This window comes from Candidatus Leptofilum sp., assembly GCF_965223285.1.
Classification (GTDB): Bacteria; Chloroflexota; Anaerolineae; order Promineifilales; family Promineifilaceae; genus Leptofilum.
The window spans coordinates 2291073-2311984 of record NZ_OZ244997.1; the positions used below are offsets into that span (position 1 = coordinate 2291073).

The following is a 20912-nucleotide window of genomic DNA, read 5'->3' on the forward strand; positions in this document are numbered from 1 at the left end:
TCTTCTTCCTAATACTTCTGTTAGGCCGCTTTTTCTCTGGAGCGGATGGTGTAGCTGGCGACAGCCAGAATAATGATTGCTCCGCGCAATACCTGCTTCAAAAAGGTATCAACGCCTAATTGGTTAAACATGGTATCTAGCACGCCAAAAATCAAGACACCTGCCAGCGTCCCAACAACACCGCCGCGACCGCCAGACAAAGCAGTACCGCCTACCACAACGGCCGCAATCGATTCCAGATCGTATAAACCGTCTGGCCCAACCCACGGCGCACCAGAACGTAATCGGCTAACAATGAAAAGGCCAGTGAGAACGGCCGTTAAGCTGCAAATGACATGCGCCATAATGATGACCCGATCGGTACGTAACCCAGAAAGGCGGGAGGATTCCTCATTGCCGCCCACTGCGTAGAGATGGGCTCCGAATTTGGTGCGGCTGAGAACAAATGCACCCAATGCCGTCACCCCCAGCAGTACCAAAATAGAAATCGGCACCGGGCCAATGGCATCGTAGCCAAAAGATTGGAAGCTGCGCGGTACGGCTCCCACAAATGTCTCAAAGCTGGCGTTTAGAATGCCTTTTAACACGAGGCCCACGCCCAAGGTTGCAATGAACGGGTTCACTTTCAGCTTGCTTACAATGAGTCCATTAATCAAACCAACGGCCGCACCAATGCCAAAAACGGCCGCAACCGCCATTGGTACTCGGTCGGGATCGCCCTGCATTAAATAAGAAGCCATAACGGCCGTCACGCTAATCAGGTAAGCAACTGAAAGATCAATGGAAGCCGCCAACATGACAAAGGTTTGCCCTACAGCCACGATGCCTAACGCCACAGAGCGCACGACCATGTTGGTTAAAATGGTGCTAGAGGTTATTTGGCCACGCCCAAAGATGGAATCCAAAATAACGGCTGCAATGAAAACAACCACGAGGATGCCATAAACTGGCGGAATTTTTAACCCCTGTACGCGAATGCGAATGTTTGTCAAAGTTGTGGCAGACATAAATCTCTTGATCCTTATTTTTGCTACACGGCCGTTGCTTCTATTGTCGCTGCCGCATTCGCTTCAGCCGACGCCTGTTGCCCCGTGGCCAGCCGCATAATTTCCTCTTCCGTAGACCCCGCGGGCAATTCCCCACTGATACGGCCGTCCCACATCACCACAATACGGTCGCTCATACCAATAATCTCCGGCAGTTCAGAAGAAATCATCAAAACGGCCGCACCAGATTGCGCCAAATCACGAACCATTTCATGGATACTCGCCTTCGCATCCACATCAATGCCACGCGTCGGCTCGTCGAAGATAAAGATGTCACAGGTAGATGCCAGCCATTTGGCCAAAACCACTTTTTGCTGATTACCACCGCTTAAATATTGCACTTCTTGCATAACGCTCGGCGTGCGCACATCCACCTGCTGCACCAGCTCCGGCACCAACTGCGGCTTATCACCAATGCCATACCGCGTCACCCGCCGCAACATCGCCTGCAAGGCGCGAACAGACATCAAAATATTGTCGTTGATAGGCTGGTTAGGCAGAATCCCTTCTGCCTTGCGATCTTCAGTTACAAAGCCCATCCGCGCTTTAATCGCCCCGGTTGGCGTCTTGATTCGCACTGTTTGGCCGTTGATGTGCATTTGGCCACTGGTAAATGGCTCCACCCCAAAAATGGCCTGCGCCAACTCGGTGCGGCCAGAGCCTTGCAAACCCGCCACGCCCACAATCTCGCCTGCGCGTAGCTGAAAATTGATGTCGTCTAGCTTGGCATTGCTGCCCTGGCTCACTTCCACGACCACCTCGCCAATATCATCTGGCTTAGCACGTGCCGGGAAAAATTGATCCAACTCACGCCCGACCATCATTGTAATAATTTTGCTGGGATTCACATCTTTGGTTGGCACAGTGGCTACACGCTGCCCATCTTTCAACACTGTAATCGTTTTGGCGAGGTCAAACACCTCGGTAAAGCGATGCGAAATAAAAATGATGGCCATGCCTTCGGCAATCAGCTTGTGAATAAGATTGGTTAATATTTCAACTTCGTGCATGGCTAAAGCGGCCGTTGGCTCATCCATAATCAACACTTTCGACTCAAATGAAAGCGCCTTGGCAATCTCCACCAACTGCTGCTCAGCCACCGACAACGACTTCACCTCCGCATCTGGTGAAATCATCTCCTCTGCCCCCACGCGGCGCAGTACGTCCAGCGTTTGGCGGCGCAGTTGCCGTTTATCAATCAAACCATACCGTGTAGGTTCCCTGCCCAGAAAGATATTTTGGGCTACGGTTCGCTCAGGCAGCAAATTAAACTCCTGGTAAATGATGCTAATGCCCGCTTCTTGTGCTTCGCGAGGGTGGCTAAAGCTAATTGGCGTGCCCTGATACCAAATTTCACCTTTGTCCTGCACGTAAGCACCCACCAAAATCTTCATCAGGGTTGATTTTCCCGCACCGTTTTCACCGACCAAGGCGTGAACTTCGCCTGGGTAAAATTGGGCCGAGACGTTATCCAGTGCCAAAACGCCCGGAAACTGCTTGGTGATATTATTCACTTCAAGAATCGGTTTTCCTGCATTCGTCATGCCGTTCTGATCTCCTAACGCTTTTTAAGCAAACAGCCGTTTAAGGTAGTCCAATCCATCTTTGGCAATGCTGTCCTGATCGGGAGCGATATCGCGCCAAATACAGACTGCGCGGGCAATAGATTTTACGTTGGGCGTGAAGGATTCAATCACGACCGCACCCTGATAGTTCACATCTTGGAGTGCCTGCGCCACGCCGAACCAATTCACCTGCCCCGTGCCGGGCACGCCGCGATCGTTTTCGCAGGCATGAACATGAAATATGTGCGAGCCAGCCTGGCGGATTGCTGCGACCGTATCCTTTTCTTCCAGGTGCATGTGAAACGTGTCCAAATGGAGTCCGATGGCTGGGCTACCAACCTGCTCGATGAGGTCTAACCCTTGCTGCACAATGTTGACCATGTCGGTTTCAAAACGGTTGAGTGGTTCAAAGGCTAGCCGAACCCCGTACTTCTGAGCGTAGCTGCCCCACTTTTGCAGACCAGATACGGCACGTGCCCACTCTTCCTGGCGGGCAACGGCCGTTTCCAATCTGGGCTTCCCGACAGCTGAGTACATCGGCCCAGCCACCAGAGGTGATTCCAATTCTGCGGCCGTTTCGATGCACCATTGCAGGTATGATTCTGCATTTTGGCGAACGGCCGTATCCGCACTGCTCAAATTACGATCCGGGCCAAATGCCCCACAAACAATGAGGCCCACACCCGCATCACGCGCCGCTTTCTTCAAGGCAGCGACATCCACCAGCGCAGGGTCTTCCACCGCCACTTCCAGCAGATCAAACCCCATCTGCGCCACCTTTTGGCACAAATAGAGATGCGCCTCAGTAGAAAATGGCGATTCCCAGATAAAGGTGTTGGCACCGAATTTCACATTCCTCTCCTTGATTTACCCTCACCCCAACCCTCTTGCTTGAAGAAGAGGGAGCCAGTCCCCTCCCCTCACAGGGGAAGAGCTAGGGAGGGGGTTTTAAGCAGCTACATCTTCAATTGCAACACGTTGGCCCGTCTGGGCAGACTGCACGCCCGCCTGCAACACTTCAATTTCCTTAACGCCGTCATAGAAGTTAGGGGCAATCGGTTCGCCCGTCTCGATGGCTTTCATGAAATCAACCACTGCATGGTGGAACTCATGCTCGTAGCCAATGATGTGCCCCGGCGGCCACCAGTTGGCAATGTACTTGTGCTGTCCGCCTTCGGTGGCAATAATGGTGCGGAAACCTTGCGCGTAAGCGGGATCATCCCGCAGGAACAGCTGCAGTTCGTTCATCCGCTCCAGGTTAAAGACAAGGCTGCCTTTGCTGCCGTAAATCTCGAAGTAGTTGTAATTTTTGCGGCCAGGGGCAAAGCGGGAGGCTTCAAAGGAGCCGAGTGCACCATTCTCAAATTCAGCCACCATGAACGATGCGTCGTCTACCGTCACCTCGCCCATTTCAGTTGTTTCCCCTGAGCCTGCGCTAAATGTGGCGGCGCCTGCACCGGGCAACGGCCGTTCCTTAATAAACGTCGTCATCATCGCCGAAACCGATTTGATGTCTCCCACCAAAAAGCGTGCTAAATCAACGCTGTGCGAATTTAAGTCACCGTGAGGGCCGGTTCCGGCCGTTTCTTTTTGCAAATGCCAGGTCAAGGGGAAATTGGGATCGACAATCCAATCCTGCAAGTAAGCACCCCGCCAGTGGAAAATGCGGCCAATCTGTCCTTCGTCAATCAGCCGTTTAGCCAGCATCACGGCTGGGCAGCGACGGTAATTGTGGTTCAAGTAATGAACAATGCCCGCAGCTTCGGCAGCTTCATACATCGCCTGGGCTTCAGCCAGCGTTAGGGCAAACGGTTTTTCACAAAAAATATGCTTGCCTGCTTTGGCCGCCGCCACGGCAATATCATGATGCAAATGAGTAGGCACAGAGATGTCAACAATATCCACATCGTCCCGCTCAAGCACCTTGCGCCAATCCGTTTCTATCTCTTCCCAGCCCCACCTCTCGGCAAACGCTTTGAGTTCTTCTTCGTTACGGCCGCACGCCACTTTGAGAACTGGCTTAATGCCCATATCAAAAAAGCGAGGTGCATTCAGCCAGGCGTTGCTGTGCGCCTTGCCCATAAATTTTGTGCCAATGATGGCCACATTCATTGTTTTCATTTCATCCCTCTCCTAAATACATTTGCCACAGAGGCCACAGAGAAAAGAGAGAATAATCTGTGAGCGCAAACTGCGCCATCTGCGAAATCTGCGGATAATTTTGTTAATTTTGCACAATAAACACATTTTCCAGAGCGAGCCAAATTGCCCCGACAACGCCCGTGTCATCACCCAGTTGGGAATATTCCACCTGCAAGCGTCGGGTAGAGAGTGCGGTAGCACGGCGCAAGGTTGCCTGGCGGATGGTGGACAAAAGTGTGTAACCAATTTTGCTCACGCCCCCGCCAATAAAGATCGCTTTGGGGTTGTAAAAGTTGACCAGCCCAGCTAAAACGCCGCCAATCATGCGTCCCGTAGTGCGAATAATTTCGTTGGCAGCCCGATCCCCTGCTGCGGCTGCTTCGCCTACATCTGCAGCCGTTAACTCACCATCGTTTTCCTGCATTCGCTGCGCCAAAAACGGACTCTGACCAGCTTGAGCTTTTTCTATACCCTGGGCCGCAATGGCGGGTCCCGCTGCCAAATACTCAAGACAGCCCTGGTTGCCACAGTGGCAGATCGGGCCATTGTAATCCACACAGATATGCCCAATGTCCCCAGCACAGCCGTCGTTGCCTCGGTAGATACGGCCGTTGCTAATAATGCCGCAGCCAATGCCCGTCCCAATCTTCACAAAAAGAAAATTCTCAACACCCTGGCCGTTACCTGCTTTCTGCTCACCCTTGGCCATAATGTTCACATCGTTGTCCACAACCACCTTGGCATTCGGAAACTTAGGCCGGAAAAAAGATTTAATCGGGTACCCTTCCCAACTGGGCATCAGGGGGGGCGCAATCAAAACACCAGCAGCAAACTCAACCGGGCCAGGCACGCCCAAGCCAATAGCCACTAACCGCTCCGGGGCTATTTCATGTTTGGCCAGCATCTTCGAGACAACGTCGCAGACATTATTGAGGAACAGTTCTGGCTCCATTCTCACATCACAAGATTCAGAATAACGCTCAAAAATCTTGCCTTGAAAATCAGCAAGGGCATAATCTACGCTGGTTGCTCCAATATCAACCCCGGCCACATACCCCAGCTGTGGATTGATGTCGAGGAGCAACGGCCGTCGCCCACCAGCAGAGCGGCCTTCACCAACTTCATGCAAAATGCCCGTCTCAACCATAGTTCCCACAATCGTTGTCAGACTCGCTCTTGAATAGTTAAGCAGTTGGGTTAGATCCGTTCGTGACAAAGGCCCTTTGGCGCGAATTGACTGCACAATTAACGACTCAACAGCATTCACCACAAAAACGTCATTATCAGTTTGAATAGAAGATATTTCTAATTTGGGCATAGAAGACTTTTGAACAGATAAAGATAGAAAGGTTATCTGAGTTATTCTGCACTTGCTTCAAAAAATGAAGCAAGTGCAGAATAATATATCAAAAGTTAGGCGTTGTTGTCAAATCTTACTAAAAAAGGTGAACCAACAAGCTATTTCACATTGGCAGCAATACGCTTCAGCTCTTTCACGCTTTGCTCCACTGCCCAATGTTCGCGGTTTTCATAATCTGGATGCAAGGAGTCCGTTTCCGCCGCCAAAAAACCTTCATAATTGGCATCGTACAAAATCTGTGCCAATTTTTGATTGTCTACCAACCCCTCACCCACCGGTGTGGAGGAGAAGAAATACCATTCACGCGCATCCAAACCCTTCACCGGCTTCAAATCTTTAATATGCGTGGCATAAACCCGGTCAGCCAGCTTCTTGGCACCCTCTACCGGATCATCCAGCAGCCGCAAAAAGTTGCCTGTGTCCAAATTCAGCCCCAAATAAGGCGAATCTACCCGATCCAAAAGTTCCACACATTCGTCAGCGGTGTAATCAATGTGGTTCTCAACGGCCAGCTTCACATCATACTCTTCCGCAACCTTGATTGCTTCCTTGAACCAATCCACCAAAATATCAATTTGCGGGCCGTGTGGCTCAAAACGGAACATTAAGCTGCTGGCTACTACGCGCATCACCGGTGCCCCAATCCAATTGGCGTATTCGATTTGCTTTACCATGCTGTTGAATTCGTCACGGTTCTTGCCCGCTTCCAACCCATCCGGGTGGCCCCAAGCGTAAACGCGATCAAAACCATACTCATCCAACTGCGCTTTTAGATCGAGAAACCAACCTTTATCAAAGCTGGGGAAGAAGCATGATTCCAGCGACACGCCGTCCACATCTAGCTTCTTGGCAAACGTCAAAAAATCTTCCATCGTCATTTTTTCGTCTTCTGGCGGTGCTGTTTGATGAGGATAAACTTCGCCAAAGTAACGATGGAAACAGTAGCTGTCAATACCAACTTTCATTGCCATTTAAAACTCTCCTTAATAAACAAACTTCCCTTAACGAGTATGAAATTATTGTTCAAGTTCTCCGGCGAGAACTTTTCCGATAGTTGATTTATCTGATGAACGGATTAGCTCAACTTCAAACATCGAGCGGTCACCGCGATGGAGGGCATGATAATATTCAAGCGGTGTGCCATCTTCTAAATAGCTAACACTTTCTAATGAAATGAGTGGAGCGCCTTCGTTAACCTCTAACAGCTCTGCCACATGCTCGCTGGCAACAATCGCTTCTAACATGCGACGGCCGCGCGCAATTTCTAAATCATAGGCGGATTCAAGATAATCGTAGAGAGAGCGATGGGTCAGATCAGCTTCTATTAACCCTGGGCAAAGTGCATGAGGCAAATAGGTCGTCACGAGCACAATCGGCTCATCATCAACATAGCGCAGCCGATCAATTTGAATAACCGGGGTTTCTGGGTCTAGCTGCAAGGCAGCAGCAACTTTGGCATTGGCAGGAATGACAGCTTGTTTGAGCACCTGCGAAACTGGGGGGAATCCCTTTTGGCTCATATCATGATGAAAACCGGTGAGCTCCTGGAATAAACTTTCTCCAATTTTGGGCTCAGCCACAAACGTGCCCCGCCCCTTGCGTCGCACAATTAACCCTTCATTTTCTAATCCGGTAAGCGCCTGGCGAATCACTGTTCTACTTACATCGAACAGCGCACAAAGGTCGGGTTCGCTAGGTAGCTGGTCACCTGGCTGGGCATCGCCATGCTGAATATATTCTTTTAGGGCGTCTTGAACTTGGGCGTAAAAGGGGATGTAGGAAGTTCGATCAATTCTGCTGTTTAGTTTCACAACGTCTTTTCCCTACTTGTGTAATCCTGTTATCCTGTAATTACAACTTCCATGCTAGTTTATGCGTTTTGCCCAAAATGTCAAGGATATTTTGGGAAACATTGCTATTTCCTGGCAAATCCAAGCCGAATCTTGACAATTCAGCCTAGCAGGATTAACATACGGTTGTTAGGTTGTACGGACAAGATATAATTTGTGACTTAAGGACTCATTGAAATGGTAAACAATGCTTTGCGCAACCAAATTAATCCCCACAGCAAATCCCCTTTGTACCAACAAATTTATGAACTGCTGCGCCATAAAATTCTGGGAGGCTCTTGGCATCCTAATGACATTTTGCCATCAGAAGCGGAGTTGATGGCGCAATATAAAGTTAGCCGAGCGACCATCCGGCAGGCACTAGATGAATTGGCAACTGACGGCTTAATTTACCGGAAGCAAGGTAAAGGAACCTTTGTTTCGCCACCAACGGTTGAGCAAGGGTTGGTGCGTATCGTGAGCTTTACAGAAGATATGCAGCAGCGTGGTTTTATGCCGGGAACAAAGCTGATCTCGGCGGAACTTGTTCCAGCAACAGAGGTTTTGGCCTCTCAGCTACAAATTGAAGTGGGGGAACCGTTGGCACGGATTGAACGGCTACGTCTGGCAGACGATGAGCCGATGAGTGTCGAAGTCTCTTTTTTGGTACACCGTTATTGTCCCGGCATTTTGGCTCAAGATTACACGGCGCATTCCCTCAGGCAAATGTTGGAAGAAAATTATGGTATTCGCATTACCAGCGCCCAACAAACCATTCAGGCGGTTTCAGCAACCAAAGCGTTGGCTGAGTTATTGACCATCGAAAATAGTGCTGCGCTTTTATACATTGAGCGGCTCTCGTTTTCAGAGTTTGGTGCGCCTGTTGAGTATTTGCGCCTGTACCATCGTGGCGATCGGTACACGCTTCATGCGGATTTGCGCGGCTAAGTTGGAGAAGTAGGGAATGCACATTGTTACGCTTGGCGAAATTTTGATTGATATGTTTCCGGCAGAGGTGGGACGGCCGTTAACCCAAGTATCTGCCTTTCATCCCAAACCGGGTGGTGCTCCCGCCAACGTTGCTGTAGCTGCCCATAGGCTAGGTGCCGACACCGCCTTCATCGGCAAAGTGGGTGACGACATTTTTGGTCACCAGCTAATCGACGTGCTACGGCAGGAAGGTGTGGAAACGCGCGGGATGCGCGTGGACAACGAAGCCCGCACCACGATGGCGATCATTGCCATGCCGGACGAGAACACGGCCGAATTTGTGTTTTACCGCAATCCCGGTGCCGATTTACGCCTATGCGCCGAAGAGCTGGATATGACGCTGCTGCAAAACAGCCGTGCCCTCCACATCGGTTCGCTCAGCCTGGTAGATGAACCTGGGCGCACCGCCACGTTAACGGCCGTTGCCACTGCCAAAGAAAATGGTGCCTTCATCTCTTTCGATGTGAATTACCGCCCTAGCCTGTGGCGCAGTGACGACGAAGCACTGGCCCAAATTGAAGCGATGATTCCACAGGTTGATTTGGTGAAGGTGAATGAGGTAGAGCTGGCATTATTGCAGGGGGAAGAAACGGAAACGGCCGTTGCCATCCAAAACATTCTCGCCCAAGGCCCTACCCTCTGTGTACTCACGCGCGGACAAGATGGCAGTTTGGCACAAACGGCCGTTACCTCCGTTACCGTTCCCTCATTCCAAGTTGAAACCGTAGACGCCACCGGCTGCGGCGACGCCTTCATTGCTGCCCTGCTTACCCAGCTTACCGAAACGGCCGATTGGCAGCAGCAGCTAACTGCAAACCGATTAGAAACCGTTCTGCGCTACGCCAACGCCGTTGGCGCATTAACCGCCCAGACACAAGGCACCATACCGGCAATGCCAACGGCCGTTCAAGTCGAAACCTTTCTATCCAATCAAAAAACCTAACAGCAACACAGTTTTTGCTCTCTTTTCTCTGTAGCAAATTTATTTTTCAAGGAGTCTAAATGAACAATTCAACAACAAACACCGTCGGGGTGGCCGAGCTAAATGAAATCGCTCGGCAAACACGCCTCGACATCCTGGACATGACCACCAAAGCAGGCTCCGGTCATCCCTCTAGCTCATTCTCCGCCACCGAAATTGTGACCGTGCTCTATTTTGGCGGCGTCCTGCGCTACCGCCCCGATGAACCGCTATGGCCAGAACGCGACCGCTTCATCATGAGCAAAGGGCATGCTGCCCCCCTGCTCTACGCGGCTCTGGCTCGCGCCGGGTATTTCGACCGCGAAATGATTTGGACTTTGCGGCAGGTGGACAGCCCGGTACAAGGCCATCCCATCCAAAACTTGATGCCTGGCGTGGAAGCCACGACTGGCTCACTAGGGCAAGGGCTTTCAGCAGGGGTAGGTCATGTATTAGGCGGCCGACTTAACAACCTTGACTATCGTGTTTACGTCCTTCTGGGCGATGGCGAGTGCGAAGCCGGGCAGGTGTGGGAAGCAGCTATGTCCGCTGCCCACTTCAAAGCCGACAGTCTCGTCGCCATCCTCGACTACAACAAATACCAGGAAACTGGCCCCATCAGCCGCGAAATGGGCTTGGAACCATTGGTTGAGAAGTGGGAAAGTTTTGGCTGGAACGTTGTACAAGTAGACGGGCATGACGTGGTCGATTTGAAAACCAAATTCGCCACCATTGCTAATGTCAAAGGCAAGCCCTCAATCATCATCGCCCACACCGTTAAAGGCAAAGGCGTCTCTTTCGTCGAAGCCGACTTCACGTTCCACGGACGGGCGCTCACCCCAGAACAGGCCGAAAAGGCACGGGAGGAACTCAATGAAACTCGGTAAAAAAGCTGGACTCAGACCTTTTGCTCTACCGCTGCGCAACGTCTTTGGCGAGGCGCTGCTGAACGTGGCCCGCGAAAATGAAAAAGTGGTCGTCCTCGATGGCGACCTGGGCAACTCCACCAAAACAGAATACGTGCGCCAGGAATTCCCCGAGCGTTTCTTCAACATCGGCATCGCCGAAAGTAACTTGGTAGGCATCGGCGCAGGGCTAGAAGCGTGCGGCTTTGTCCCCTGGATCACCAGCTTCTCTTCCTTTTTGCTGTGCAATGCTTATGACCAAATTCGGCTGGCAGTGGCCATGTCCAACATCAACGCCAAGGTGCTGGGCAGCCACGGCGGCATCACCCTGGGCAAAGATGGCCCCACACAAATGGGTATCGAAGATTTAGCCTTGATGGGTGGCCTGCCCACCTTCACTATTCTCGTTCCCAGCGACCCCGCCTCGATGCACGCCGCCGTTAAAGCCGCCACTGACTTCGAGGGGCCTGTTTTCTTGCGCTCTAGCCGCGTAGCATTGCCGGAAATTTATCCGATGGATGATTGTCCATTTGAGATTGGCAAAGCCAACGTGGTGCGCCAAGGCAGCGATTTAACAATTGTGGCCTGCGGCATCATGGTTTCGGCGGCATTAGACGCTGCGGCCGATTTAGCTGAAGAAAGCATTGAAGCGCGTGTGCTCGACTTCCACACTATTCGTCCGATGGACGTGGACGCCCTGACCGCCGCCGCCCGTGAGACTGGCGCAATCGTGACGGCCGAAGAGCATCTGCTGCAAGGCGGCATGGGCAGCAACGTGGCTCGCGTCGTCGCCGAGCAGTTCCCCGTACCCATGCGCTTCGTGGGGCTGGCTGATGTTTACACTGAATCTGGCGAGCCGGATGATTTGTTGAAGAAATACAAGTTAACGGCCGTTGACATCGCCACCGCCGCCCGTGAGGCACACGCGGCAAAGGCTGGCTGATATGCTCTATCAAGAATTGAAACAACGAGCCGCGGCTGGCAACCCAATTCGGGTAGCGGCCAGCGGCGCGGGCTGGATGGGCAGCGGTTTTGCCGCCCAAATGGCTCACGTCCCCGGCATGGAACTGTCCGTGCTGATTGATCCCGATTTAGAAGCGGCCTGCGACGCTTTTTTGGCAACCGGTTTAGCCAAAAATGACATTGTGGAGGCAACGGCCGTTGGTCAGGCAATGGATGCCATTTGCCAGGGCAAGCGCGTGATTACAACTAATGTCAATCTGGCGGCTCAGCTAGAGGCCATCGACGTGATGACCGATGTTACGCCTTCCCCTGCTTCCGGTGCGGACACCGCTTACGCCGCCATCCAGCACGGCAAAGATGTGGTGCTGATCAACATCGAAGCGGACGTGACTGTGGGCCGCATGTTGAAAAAGCTGGCAGCGGATGCAGGCGTGCTTTATTCCGTCTCCTCCGGCGATGAGCCGGGCTGCCTGATGGAACTGGTCGAGTACGTCAACCTGCTGGGTTTTGAACCCATCGTCATCGGCAAAGGCAAGAACAACCCGCTCAACCCGGCGGCGACACCAGACACAGTGGCTGAGTCTGCCAAAAAAGCAAACAAAGATGCTTACCAGACCGCTTCCTATGTGGACGGCAGCAAGACGATGTTTGAGATGACCTGCGCCGCCAACGCCACCGGCTGCGTCCCCATGCAGCGGGGCATGGTAGGGCCAGAAGCAACGCAGGAAACGATCACGGAGATTTTCTCGCTTAAAGAAGATGGCGGTTTAGCCCCCCACCCCGGCGTGGTGGACTTTGTGCAAGGCTCATCGATGGCGGGCGGCGTGTTTGTGACGGTGCGGGTGCAGGACGACCGTATTGCCGACGATTTGAAGTATTTGAAAGTGGGCAACGGCCGTTACTCCACTTTCTTCCGTCCCTACCACCTTTGGTTCATCGAGGCACCCATCTCCATTGCCAAAGCAGTTTTGCACCGACAGACAACGTTGGTACCGCTGGATGAACCGGTCGCCGACGTACTCACCATCGCCAAGCGGGACCTGAATCCCGGCGACAGACTAGATGATTTTGGCGGCTACACGTTTAGAGGCTTGATGGACACGGCGACGGCCGTTGTTAACGAAAATGGTCTGCCTGAAGGGTTAGCCCCTGGTGCTGAAATCATCCGCCCGGTGGCCTCTGGCAGCGTCATCACCTGGGACGACGTGCGCCTGGATGAAACCAGTACCGTCGTCAAGCTACGCCGCCAACAGGACCAATTGAAATAAAACGAACCATTTCGCAGGGGCGGGACGGCGCGGCATAATCTTGGAAAAACGATTCAATTCATCTCCGCGCCGTCTCGCCCGGTTCATTAATTTGGGTGAGACGACCGAGAGACAAGACCGTTCATTAAGCCAAAGCCTTTCCCGGTCGTCCCACCCCTACAATGGATCGTGGTTGATTGAAGGATTGATGATACCAATGACAAAAACTAAATCAGAAGCGGAGGCACGCATCGCTAACAGCGGTCTGACCGCCGAACAGCTAACTGACGCGCTGCATAAGATGCACCAGATTCGCTTCTTTGAAGAAAAGGCAGAATCGCTTTACGTGCTGGGCAAAATTCACGGCACGATGCACCTCTCTATTGGGCAGGAGGCATCAGCGGTGGGTGCTTGTTTGGCGTTGCGCTCTGACGATTACATCCTCAGCACCCATCGTGGCCACGGTCATTGCATTGGCAAAGGGGCAGAGCCGCGGCTGATGATGGCTGAATTTTTTGGCAAGGAGATCGGCTACTGCCGCGGCCGTGGAGGCTCCATGCACATCGCCGACGTGGCGGGTGGCAATCTGGGGGCTAACGGCATCGTCGGCGGCGGTATTCCGCTGTCCACCGGCGTGGGGCTGAGCCTGCAAATGCAGAAGAAAGAGAACGTCTGCCTCACCTTTTTCGGCGATGGTGCGGCCAACGAAGGCGCATTCCACGAATCGCTGAACCTGGCGGCGATTTGGAAGCTGCCGGTGGTCTACGTCTGCGAGAACAACCAGTACGCCATGTCGATGCCGGTGGAAAAAGCGTTCCCCGTCGCTCAAATCTCCAAACGGGCCGTAGCCTACGACATTCCCGGCGTGACGGTGGATGGCAATGATTTGTTTGCGGTGTATGAGGCTGTGAAAACGGCCGTTACCCGCGCCCGCAGTGGTGAAGGGCCATCACTCATTGAATCCGTCACCTACCGCTGGCGAGGCCATTCCAAGAGCGACCGCCAACGGTATCGCACCCGTGACGAAGTGAAAGCGTGGCAAGCCAAAGACCCTATCAAGCGGCTGGCACAACAGTTGGCCGAGGCGGGATTGGCAACCAAGTCTGAATTAGCGGAACTGGAAGCCGCAGCCAAACAATCCATTGAAGAAAGCGTGGCTTTTGCCGAAGCGGCCGATGATCCCGATCCCGCCACGATTTTGGACGGTGTGTATGCCTAATCAACTGACTAAAACAACAATGGAGCCAGAAACGGCCGTACTCCGCGAATTAACCTATGCCCAAGCCGTGCGCGAAGCATTGCAAATAGCGATGACGCGGGACGAGCACGTTTTTATGCTGGGTGAAGATATTGGTGTGTACGGGGGTGCTTTTGGCATTTCCGACGGGCTGCTGGAGCAGTTTGGGCCAGAAAGGGTACGCGACACACCTATTTCTGAGGCGGTGATTGCAGGAACGGCCGTTGGTGCGGCCATGACCGGCATGCGCCCCATCGCCGAAATTCAGTTCATGGATTTCATCACCCTCTCAATGGAGCAGTTGGTGCTGCAAGGCGCCAAAATTCGCTTCATGTTTGGTGGTAAGGTCACTGTGCCAATGGTGCTTCGTACACCCGCAGGCTCTGGCACGGGCGCAGCGGCCCAACATTCAGAAAGTTTAGAGGCGTGGTTTGTTCACGTTCCTGGCCTAAAAGTTGTGATGCCTTCTACACCTTACGACGTGAAAGGGCTGCTGCTGGCTTCTATTGAAGATGATAATCCAGTGATTTTTGTTGAGCATAAGCTACTCTACCGCACCAAAGGGCACGTGCCTGAAGGCTACTACACCGTCCCTCTCAGCCAAAGCGAAGTGAAGCGCGAAGGCAGCGATTTAACCGTCGTCGCCACCTCCATTATGGTACCACGAGCGTTGGAAGCAGCTGATACGTTGGCACAGGAAGGTATTGAGCTTGAGGTGGTCGATCCGCGCACGCTGAAGCCATACGATTCTGACACGATCACCCAATCCGTTATTAAAACAGGTAAGGCACTGGTGGTGCATGAAGCACCCAAGACGGGCGGTTTTGGTGGCGAGGTTGTGGCCGAGATTGTGGCCGGGGAAGCGTTTGATTACCTGGACGCGCCCGTGCGCCGTCTGGCCGGATTGGACATGCCAATTCCGTACAATCGAGAGCTGGAGCGAGCCGCCGTGCCTCAGGTGGAAGATATTGTCCGCGAAGCACGGGAGCTGGTGCAGGGAGCGTATTGAGCATGGCCACACCGATCATTATGCCCAAGTTTGAGATGTCGCAGGAAGAAGCGCTGGTGATGGCCTGGTTGGTCGCCGAAGGGGATTTTGTGGAGAAGGGCGATCCGCTGATGGAGGTAGAAACCGATAAGGTGACGATGGAGGTAGAAGCCCCGGAAGACGGTATCTTGCGCGGCGTCTTGGTGCAGGATGGTGATGTAGTGCCGGTGGCGGAAACCATTGCCTACATCGTGCCAAAGGGTGAAGAATGGTCGCCGCCCAAGGTGGAACCAGAAACGGCCGCTGCCCCCGCCCCAGCCGTTGAAACAGTATCTCCACCTAAAGCCACCCCCATTGCCCAACGCATCGCCACTGCCAATGAAATTGATATTAACGAGGTCATGCCAGCGGCTAACGACCAGAAAATTCGGCGGCAGGAGGTGGAGCAATTTTTACAAGAGCGGCAGACTGCGCCAGCCAGGAACGGCCGTCACGAAACCGAACCATCCGGCAAAGTACGCGCCACCCCTGCTGCCCGCCGCGTGGCAAAGGGACGAGGTCTGGAACTGGCACAAATTAGCGGCAGCGGCCCGCGCGGGCGCGTCCAGGCTAATGACGTAACTTCCTTCAAGCTGCCAAGCAGCTCAGCAAAACCCACACCCCCAATCATTGAGGATGTTGAGCAGCTGCCCATCAACCGCATGCGGCGCACGATTGCCGAGCGGCTGACGCAGAGCTATCAGGCAATTCCTCACATCACCTTTACCGTAACGGCAGACATGACGGCCGTTCTCGATTTGCGGCAGCGATTGAATGAGCAAGCTGAGAAAGAGGGAGCGGCAAGGGTGTCGGTAACGGCCGTTTTAGCCAAAGTGTGCGCCTGGGCATTAGGGCGACATCCATTGGTCAACGCTTCCTGGCATGATGACAGCATTCAACTGCACCGGCAAGCCAACATCGGCATCGCCGTCGCTCTGGATGACGGGCTGATTGTGCCGGTAGTGCAAAACGTGGCGGCTTTGGGATTATTGGACATCGCCAACCAGATGCGGACGCTCACGGCGCGGGCAAGGGAAAACCGCCTGCAGCCGCAGGATGTGCAAGGCGGCACCTTCACTATCAGTAATCTGGGCATGTTGGGCATCGACCATTTCACAGCAATTATCAACCCACCCCAAAGCGCGATTTTGGCGGTGGGGCGCACGGTAAAGCAGCCGCTGGTGGTGGAAACAGAAGCTGGTGATGAACTCGTGATACGGCCGTTGCTAAAAATGACACTCTCCGTTGATCACCGCACGGTTGATGGGGCGGTAGCAGCCCGCTTTTTGCAAGATTTGATTGCTGGTCTTGAACAGCCTGATCGGTTACTTTGGTAGAGATAAGAAAATAATGAATTGTGGATAATGAATTGTGAATGAAGTGCGACCTTCACAATTCACCATTTATGGAGGATTTTGATGAGAATTGGTGTGTTTACAGCATTGTTTCAGAATTTACCCTTTGAAGAGGCGTTGGATAAGGCAGTGGCGGCAGGGGTAACGGCCGTTGAAATTGGTGCGGGCGGCTATCCCGGCAGCCAACACTGCCCGGTGGATGACTTGTTAGCCAGCGAAGCGAAACGGGATGAATACATGGAGGCTATCACGTCGCGCGGCCTGATATTGAGCGCGTTGAGCGTACATAATAATCCGGTGCATCCTGATGAGGCAACGGCCGTTGAAGCTGACAACGTGATTCGCAAAGCGGCTAAATTAGCAAGTCTGCTCAATGTGCCGGTCGTCAACGGCTTTTCTGGCCTGCCAGCCGGTGCGCCCGGCGACAGTATGCCCAACTGGGTCACCTGCCCCTGGCCGCCCCATTTCCTGGAGATACTAGATTACCAATGGAACGAGAAGGCCATCCCCTACTGGCAGGAAGCAGGTAAATATATTGAAGACCAAGGCGTAAAGTTTGCCTTTGAAATGCACCCCGGCATGTTAGTGTACAACGTAGAAACGATGCTGAAGCTGCGCGATGCCGTCGGGCCAGTTCTAGGCTGCAACTTTGACCCCAGCCACCTGTTCTGGAACGGCGTCGATGCCGTTGCCGCCATTCGCAAGCTGGGCGACGCCATTTATCACGTTCACGGCAAAGATTGCTATGTCGATGAACTCAATATCTCGGTCAACGGCTGCAACGACAACAAGCCATATGGCGAAATCCTGGATCGTGCCTGGACATTCCGCAGCATTGGTTATGGTCATGGCGCCCAGATGTGGAAGGACATCATCAGTGCCTTGCGGCTGGTGGGTTATGATTACGTTATTTCGATTGAGCATGAAGATGCGCTGATGTCCACCGACGAAGGGTTGGGCAAAGGCGTGGCGATGTTGAAGCAGGCCAATATCTTTGAACAGCCCGGCGAGATGTTCTGGGCGTAATGGGGCGCATCGAATTAGACGAAACGGCGTGGGTAAACGGCCGTAACTATCGCAAAAATCGGTTGGCAGATGAGACAACGCTATCTTGTTCTGGCGCACTGGTGCAAATGGTGAAGATGGCTCCTGGTTCGACGATTCCGAATCACGTGCATCAAACCTCCATCGAGTTTTACTACGTAGTAAGCGGCGAGTGTCGTCTGGTTATCAATGAAGAGAACCACAGGCTGCAACAGGGTGATATGTTTCTGACCCGGCCGGGCGACATACACCGCCTGTACAATGAGAGCAACGAGCCGTTTACCTTGCTGGTTTTCAAAACCAACGCCGCCCCCGATGATACATTTTGGACGAATGAATAAACATCCGCAAAATGCGCAGATTGGCGACTTCAGATCGCTTGCAGATTTTCCCCGTTTCCTCTCTGGGTAACTCTGTGCCTTCTCTGTGTTCCTTTATTTTCAGGAGAGTTGAGTGATGAGTAATGAAATACCAGAAGTTGGCGTAGGTATGTTAGGGTATGCCTTTATGGGGCGAGCGCACAGCAATGCGCTGCGCAGCATCCCTTTTGCTATTGATCCGCCTCCGGCGATTCCCAAATTGGTGGCTGTGTGCGGCCGTAATGAACCAGCGCTCAAGGCAATGGCAGCACGGTACGGTTACCAAAAAACCTATACCGATTGGCGCGACATGCTGGAAGATGATGCCGTGCAGTTATTTGACAACGGTGGCCCAAACAATGCCCATGCCGAACCGTCTATTTTGGCGGCGCAGGCGGGAAAGCACGTCTTTTGTGAGAAACCGATGGCTCGCACAGCCGAAGAGGCCAAAGCAATGCTGGATGCGGTGACGAAAGCGGGCGTGAAACATGGCGTCGCCTTTAACTACCGCTTTGTTCCCGCCATTCGGCAGGCAAAACAGCTCATTGAAAGCGGTGCATTGGGACGCATTTACCATTTCCGCGCCATGTACTTACAGGAATGGATTTTGCCCCATTACAACACGCCACATTTGTGGCGCATGGACAAAGGCGTGGCGGGAACCGGAGCCATCGGCGATCTGGCAGCTCACATTGTAGATTTGGGTCTATATCTGGTTGGTGAGATGAAGAGCGTGAGTGGGATGACGCGGACGTTTATTGAGGAACGGCCGTTACCTGACGGCAGCGGCATGGGCAAAGTAGACGTAGATGATGCTTTCGTCGCCACAGTTGAGTTTGAGAATGGTGCGATTGGTTCGCTAGAAGGAACGCGACTCGCTGCTGGGCGCAAAAATTACGAAGTGATAGAAATCAACGGTGAAAAGGGCTCTATTCGTTTTAATCTGGAGCGCCTAAACGAGCTGGAAGTATATTGGGTGGACGATGAACCAAAAGAAACGCAAGGCTTCCACACCGTCATAGTCACCGAAGGGCACCACCCCTGGCTCAACCATTGGTGGCCGCCGGGACATATCATTGGCTGGGAACATACATTCATCCACGAATTGACCCATTTCTTGGATTCCATTGTCAATGGCAAGCCGGTGGGAGACATTGGAGCTACATTCGAGGATGGCTACAAGGCAGCAGTGGTTTGTGATGCTATTGTCTCATCTGCAATATCGAAGCGGCAAGTTGATTTAGAATTCGAATAGAAATCTAATCCAAATTCGAGGTTGTAAAAAAGGACAGACCATTGTAGAAGCGACATATTTCATCCGCGCCTGATTTGAGGTTTTTGGGGTGATGAAGAAAATGCTTCCGATGATCCCAATGACAACAGCTCTATTTGCCACTTCCGCGTGACGGCCGATGAACCAGAAAAGCAGTTTGATCATTTACAGGCTTTGCTAGATAAAGCCTGTGATGCCTACGAAGACATTTTTGCCCCAGGCACCAAATCGGACTTGACAATATTTGCTTAACTTGCCCTATGTGCTAAGTGCTGTAAGCAACGAAATAGTCATTGGCTTCATCGTGGGCCAGCAGCACCCAGAAGGTATAGACCCCTAGCAGCGTGCCAAGGGGAATATTCATCAGGCTTAAAAAGCCGATAATCAAAGCCAACAAGCGAGACCATGATTTGCGCTTGAGCAAGCCCCAGCCTGTGATCATGCCAGGGATGGAAACAAGTACCAAAATCCCCAGGACAAAAATGCCAACCAGAGCCAGGACGCTCATCGCCTCGCCATTACCAGACAGCATGCCCGCACCAATCAAAATAAAAAACACAAGCACACCAATAAAAAGTGTAAACAGGTTTAGCCCCAAATGTAACCAGCCCAACATGGTGACGTGTTTTTCTAACTCTTTGAAATTATTTTGTTTCATTCGTTGCCTCCTATTCATAACTAAAAGCAGCTTTGCAAACCATGTGGAACTCTCTCTTTGGTTCCTAAAATATTTTCTGTGGTTTGCTATGAAGCTATACGCAGTAATTATGGGCGAGTTGTATACTGGGAGGCTGCTTTGGGCTAAACGGCCGTCTCTGCCATGATCACCCCACGCTTGTGAATTGTCATGCCCACAGGCAACGGCCGCTCCGCAACCCAATTTTCAACCATTTCACTAAACAGCTCTGGAATTTCTCCATTCCAGCCGTGATGTGCGTTGGGAATTGTAGCAGTTACGGCCGTTTCCACCGCTCCGAAATCTGCCAAACTCTCCAGAATCAAACCTGTCTCCTTTTCACCTGCAACCGCCAACAGGCGCGGCTGCTGTTGCCCCAACCCCGTGGGCAACGTGAAGTTCAGTACCTCATCATAGATGCGAAGAATGGTTTGTGGCCGCAAATTTTTGCTATCCCGGCGATAAAGCGGTTTTGCTTCGTCGGGAATTTGCATCATCCGGCTCATCAGGTCGATAGTGAGGTTCCAACCCATAATACGACTCATGATTTTGGGCATCAGTTTATATTGTAGGGTGTCCGGGAACGGCCGTACCGTAACGCCACTCACTATGGCAGATAGTACCAATTGAGGATGGTTGGCCAACAAAGTCAGAGTTGTGTAGCCACCCAGAGACAATCCCACTATGTGTGCTTGCCCGTTGGTGGCTTTGTTGCGGATGATGTTGGCGAGGGAAACGGCCGTTTCGGCAAACGAAACCCATTCCACCTGATAACTTTCCCCATTTCCCGGCAAATCAACCGCCAAAAGATGGTACGTGTCCTGCAACGCTTCAATCTGGTCTTGCCACATCCAGCTACTTACCCCTAGACCATGCAAAAACAAAATCGTGGGATTTCCGTACGAACCATATTCGTGAACTTTCAAATTCATT

20 protein-coding genes are annotated in these 20912 nt (G+C 52.5%); 11 read left to right on the forward strand and 9 right to left on the reverse strand.

All coding sequences use genetic code 11. The features are described from left to right. Nucleotides 1-20 precede the first annotated feature (20 nt). The 7 genes from ACOQPU_RS10550 to ACOQPU_RS10580 form a co-directional block, all read right to left on the reverse strand. Nucleotides 21-1007 carry an ABC transporter permease gene (locus ACOQPU_RS10550; protein ID WP_420645070.1) on the reverse strand — a complete coding sequence of 329 codons (987 nt, stop codon included), beginning with the start codon at nt 1005-1007 and terminating at the stop codon, nt 21-23. A gap of 23 nt (nt 1008-1030) precedes the next feature. After that, on the reverse strand, nt 1031-2590 hold the full coding sequence (locus ACOQPU_RS10555) for a sugar ABC transporter ATP-binding protein (RefSeq protein WP_420645071.1): 1560 nt from the start codon (nt 2588-2590) through the stop codon (nt 1031-1033). Between the two features lie 24 nt (nt 2591-2614). Then, nucleotides 2615-3463, reverse strand: a complete 849-nt coding sequence (locus ACOQPU_RS10560) for a sugar phosphate isomerase/epimerase family protein (RefSeq protein ID WP_420645072.1) — start codon at nt 3461-3463, stop codon at nt 2615-2617. A 96-nt stretch (nt 3464-3559) separates the two neighbouring features. Next, nucleotides 3560-4732: a Gfo/Idh/MocA family protein gene (locus ACOQPU_RS10565; RefSeq protein WP_420645073.1), complete on the reverse strand. Its 1173-nt coding sequence runs from the start codon at nt 4730-4732 to the stop codon at nt 3560-3562. A gap of 103 nt (nt 4733-4835) precedes the next feature. Continuing rightward, entirely contained in the window at nt 4836-6071 is a 1236-nt protein-coding gene (locus ACOQPU_RS10570) for an ROK family protein (RefSeq protein WP_420645074.1), read from the reverse strand. Between the two features lie 140 nt (nt 6072-6211). Further along, nucleotides 6212-7084 carry a sugar phosphate isomerase/epimerase family protein gene (locus ACOQPU_RS10575; protein ID WP_420645075.1) on the reverse strand — a complete coding sequence of 291 codons (873 nt, stop codon included), beginning with the start codon at nt 7082-7084 and terminating at the stop codon, nt 6212-6214. A gap of 45 nt (nt 7085-7129) precedes the next feature. Further along, nucleotides 7130-7924, reverse strand: a complete 795-nt coding sequence (locus tag ACOQPU_RS10580; protein ID WP_420645076.1) for a GntR family transcriptional regulator — start codon at nt 7922-7924, stop codon at nt 7130-7132. Between the two features lie 216 nt (nt 7925-8140). On the opposite strand from ACOQPU_RS10580, the gene ACOQPU_RS10585 reads away from it, so the two are divergent. The 11 genes from ACOQPU_RS10585 (at nt 8141) to ACOQPU_RS10635 (ending at nt 19285) form a co-directional block, all read left to right on the forward strand. Beyond that, nucleotides 8141-8890 (forward strand): GntR family transcriptional regulator, encoded by a 750-nt coding sequence (locus ACOQPU_RS10585; RefSeq protein ID WP_420645077.1) that lies wholly within the window; start codon nt 8141-8143, stop codon nt 8888-8890. 16 nt (nt 8891-8906) lie between these two features. Next, nucleotides 8907-9875, forward strand: a complete 969-nt coding sequence (locus tag ACOQPU_RS10590) for a carbohydrate kinase family protein (protein WP_420645078.1) — start codon at nt 8907-8909, stop codon at nt 9873-9875. 59 nt (nt 9876-9934) lie between these two features. Beyond that, a complete protein-coding gene (locus ACOQPU_RS10595) occupies nt 9935-10780 on the forward strand; it encodes a transketolase (RefSeq protein WP_420645079.1) in 846 nt (281 codons plus the stop codon). Beyond that, nucleotides 10767-11741, forward strand: a complete 975-nt coding sequence (locus tag ACOQPU_RS10600) for a transketolase family protein (protein ID WP_420645080.1) — start codon at nt 10767-10769, stop codon at nt 11739-11741. The genes ACOQPU_RS10595 and ACOQPU_RS10600 overlap by 14 nt, the downstream gene beginning before the upstream one ends. 1 nt (nt 11742) lies before the next feature. Continuing rightward, nucleotides 11743-13029 carry an NAD(P)H-dependent oxidoreductase gene (locus ACOQPU_RS10605; protein WP_420645081.1) on the forward strand — a complete coding sequence of 429 codons (1287 nt, stop codon included), beginning with the start codon at nt 11743-11745 and terminating at the stop codon, nt 13027-13029. A gap of 196 nt (nt 13030-13225) precedes the next feature. Then, nucleotides 13226-14227, forward strand: coding sequence for a thiamine pyrophosphate-dependent dehydrogenase E1 component subunit alpha (locus tag ACOQPU_RS10610; protein ID WP_420645082.1), 1002 nt, complete (start codon nt 13226-13228; stop codon nt 14225-14227). Further along, entirely contained in the window at nt 14220-15254 is a 1035-nt protein-coding gene (locus ACOQPU_RS10615; RefSeq protein ID WP_420645083.1) for an alpha-ketoacid dehydrogenase subunit beta, read from the forward strand. Before ACOQPU_RS10610 ends, ACOQPU_RS10615 begins: the two co-directional genes overlap by 8 nt. 2 nt (nt 15255-15256) lie before the next feature. Beyond that, entirely contained in the window at nt 15257-16609 is a 1353-nt protein-coding gene (locus ACOQPU_RS10620; RefSeq protein ID WP_420645084.1) for a dihydrolipoamide acetyltransferase family protein, read from the forward strand. Nucleotides 16610-16690: 81 nt separating this feature from the next. Continuing rightward, complete coding sequence (locus ACOQPU_RS10625) at nt 16691-17653, forward strand: sugar phosphate isomerase/epimerase family protein (protein WP_420645085.1); 963 nt, start codon at nt 16691-16693, stop codon at nt 17651-17653. Then, nucleotides 17653-18012, forward strand: coding sequence for a cupin domain-containing protein (locus tag ACOQPU_RS10630; protein WP_420645086.1), 360 nt, complete (start codon nt 17653-17655; stop codon nt 18010-18012). The genes ACOQPU_RS10625 and ACOQPU_RS10630 overlap by 1 nt, the downstream gene beginning before the upstream one ends. Nucleotides 18013-18127: 115 nt before the next feature. Beyond that, on the forward strand, nt 18128-19285 hold the full coding sequence (locus ACOQPU_RS10635; protein ID WP_420645087.1) for a Gfo/Idh/MocA family protein: 1158 nt from the start codon (nt 18128-18130) through the stop codon (nt 19283-19285). A 283-nt stretch (nt 19286-19568) separates the two neighbouring features. Here ACOQPU_RS10635 and ACOQPU_RS10640 read toward each other — a convergent pair whose 3' ends face one another. Together ACOQPU_RS10640 and ACOQPU_RS10645 are read right to left on the reverse strand one after the other, a co-directional pair. After that, complete coding sequence (locus tag ACOQPU_RS10640; protein WP_420645088.1) at nt 19569-19961, reverse strand: hypothetical protein; 393 nt, start codon at nt 19959-19961, stop codon at nt 19569-19571. Between the two features lie 143 nt (nt 19962-20104). Further along, nucleotides 20105-20911, reverse strand: a complete 807-nt coding sequence (locus ACOQPU_RS10645; RefSeq protein ID WP_420645089.1) for an alpha/beta fold hydrolase — start codon at nt 20909-20911, stop codon at nt 20105-20107. Nucleotide 20912: the final 1 nt, after the last annotated feature.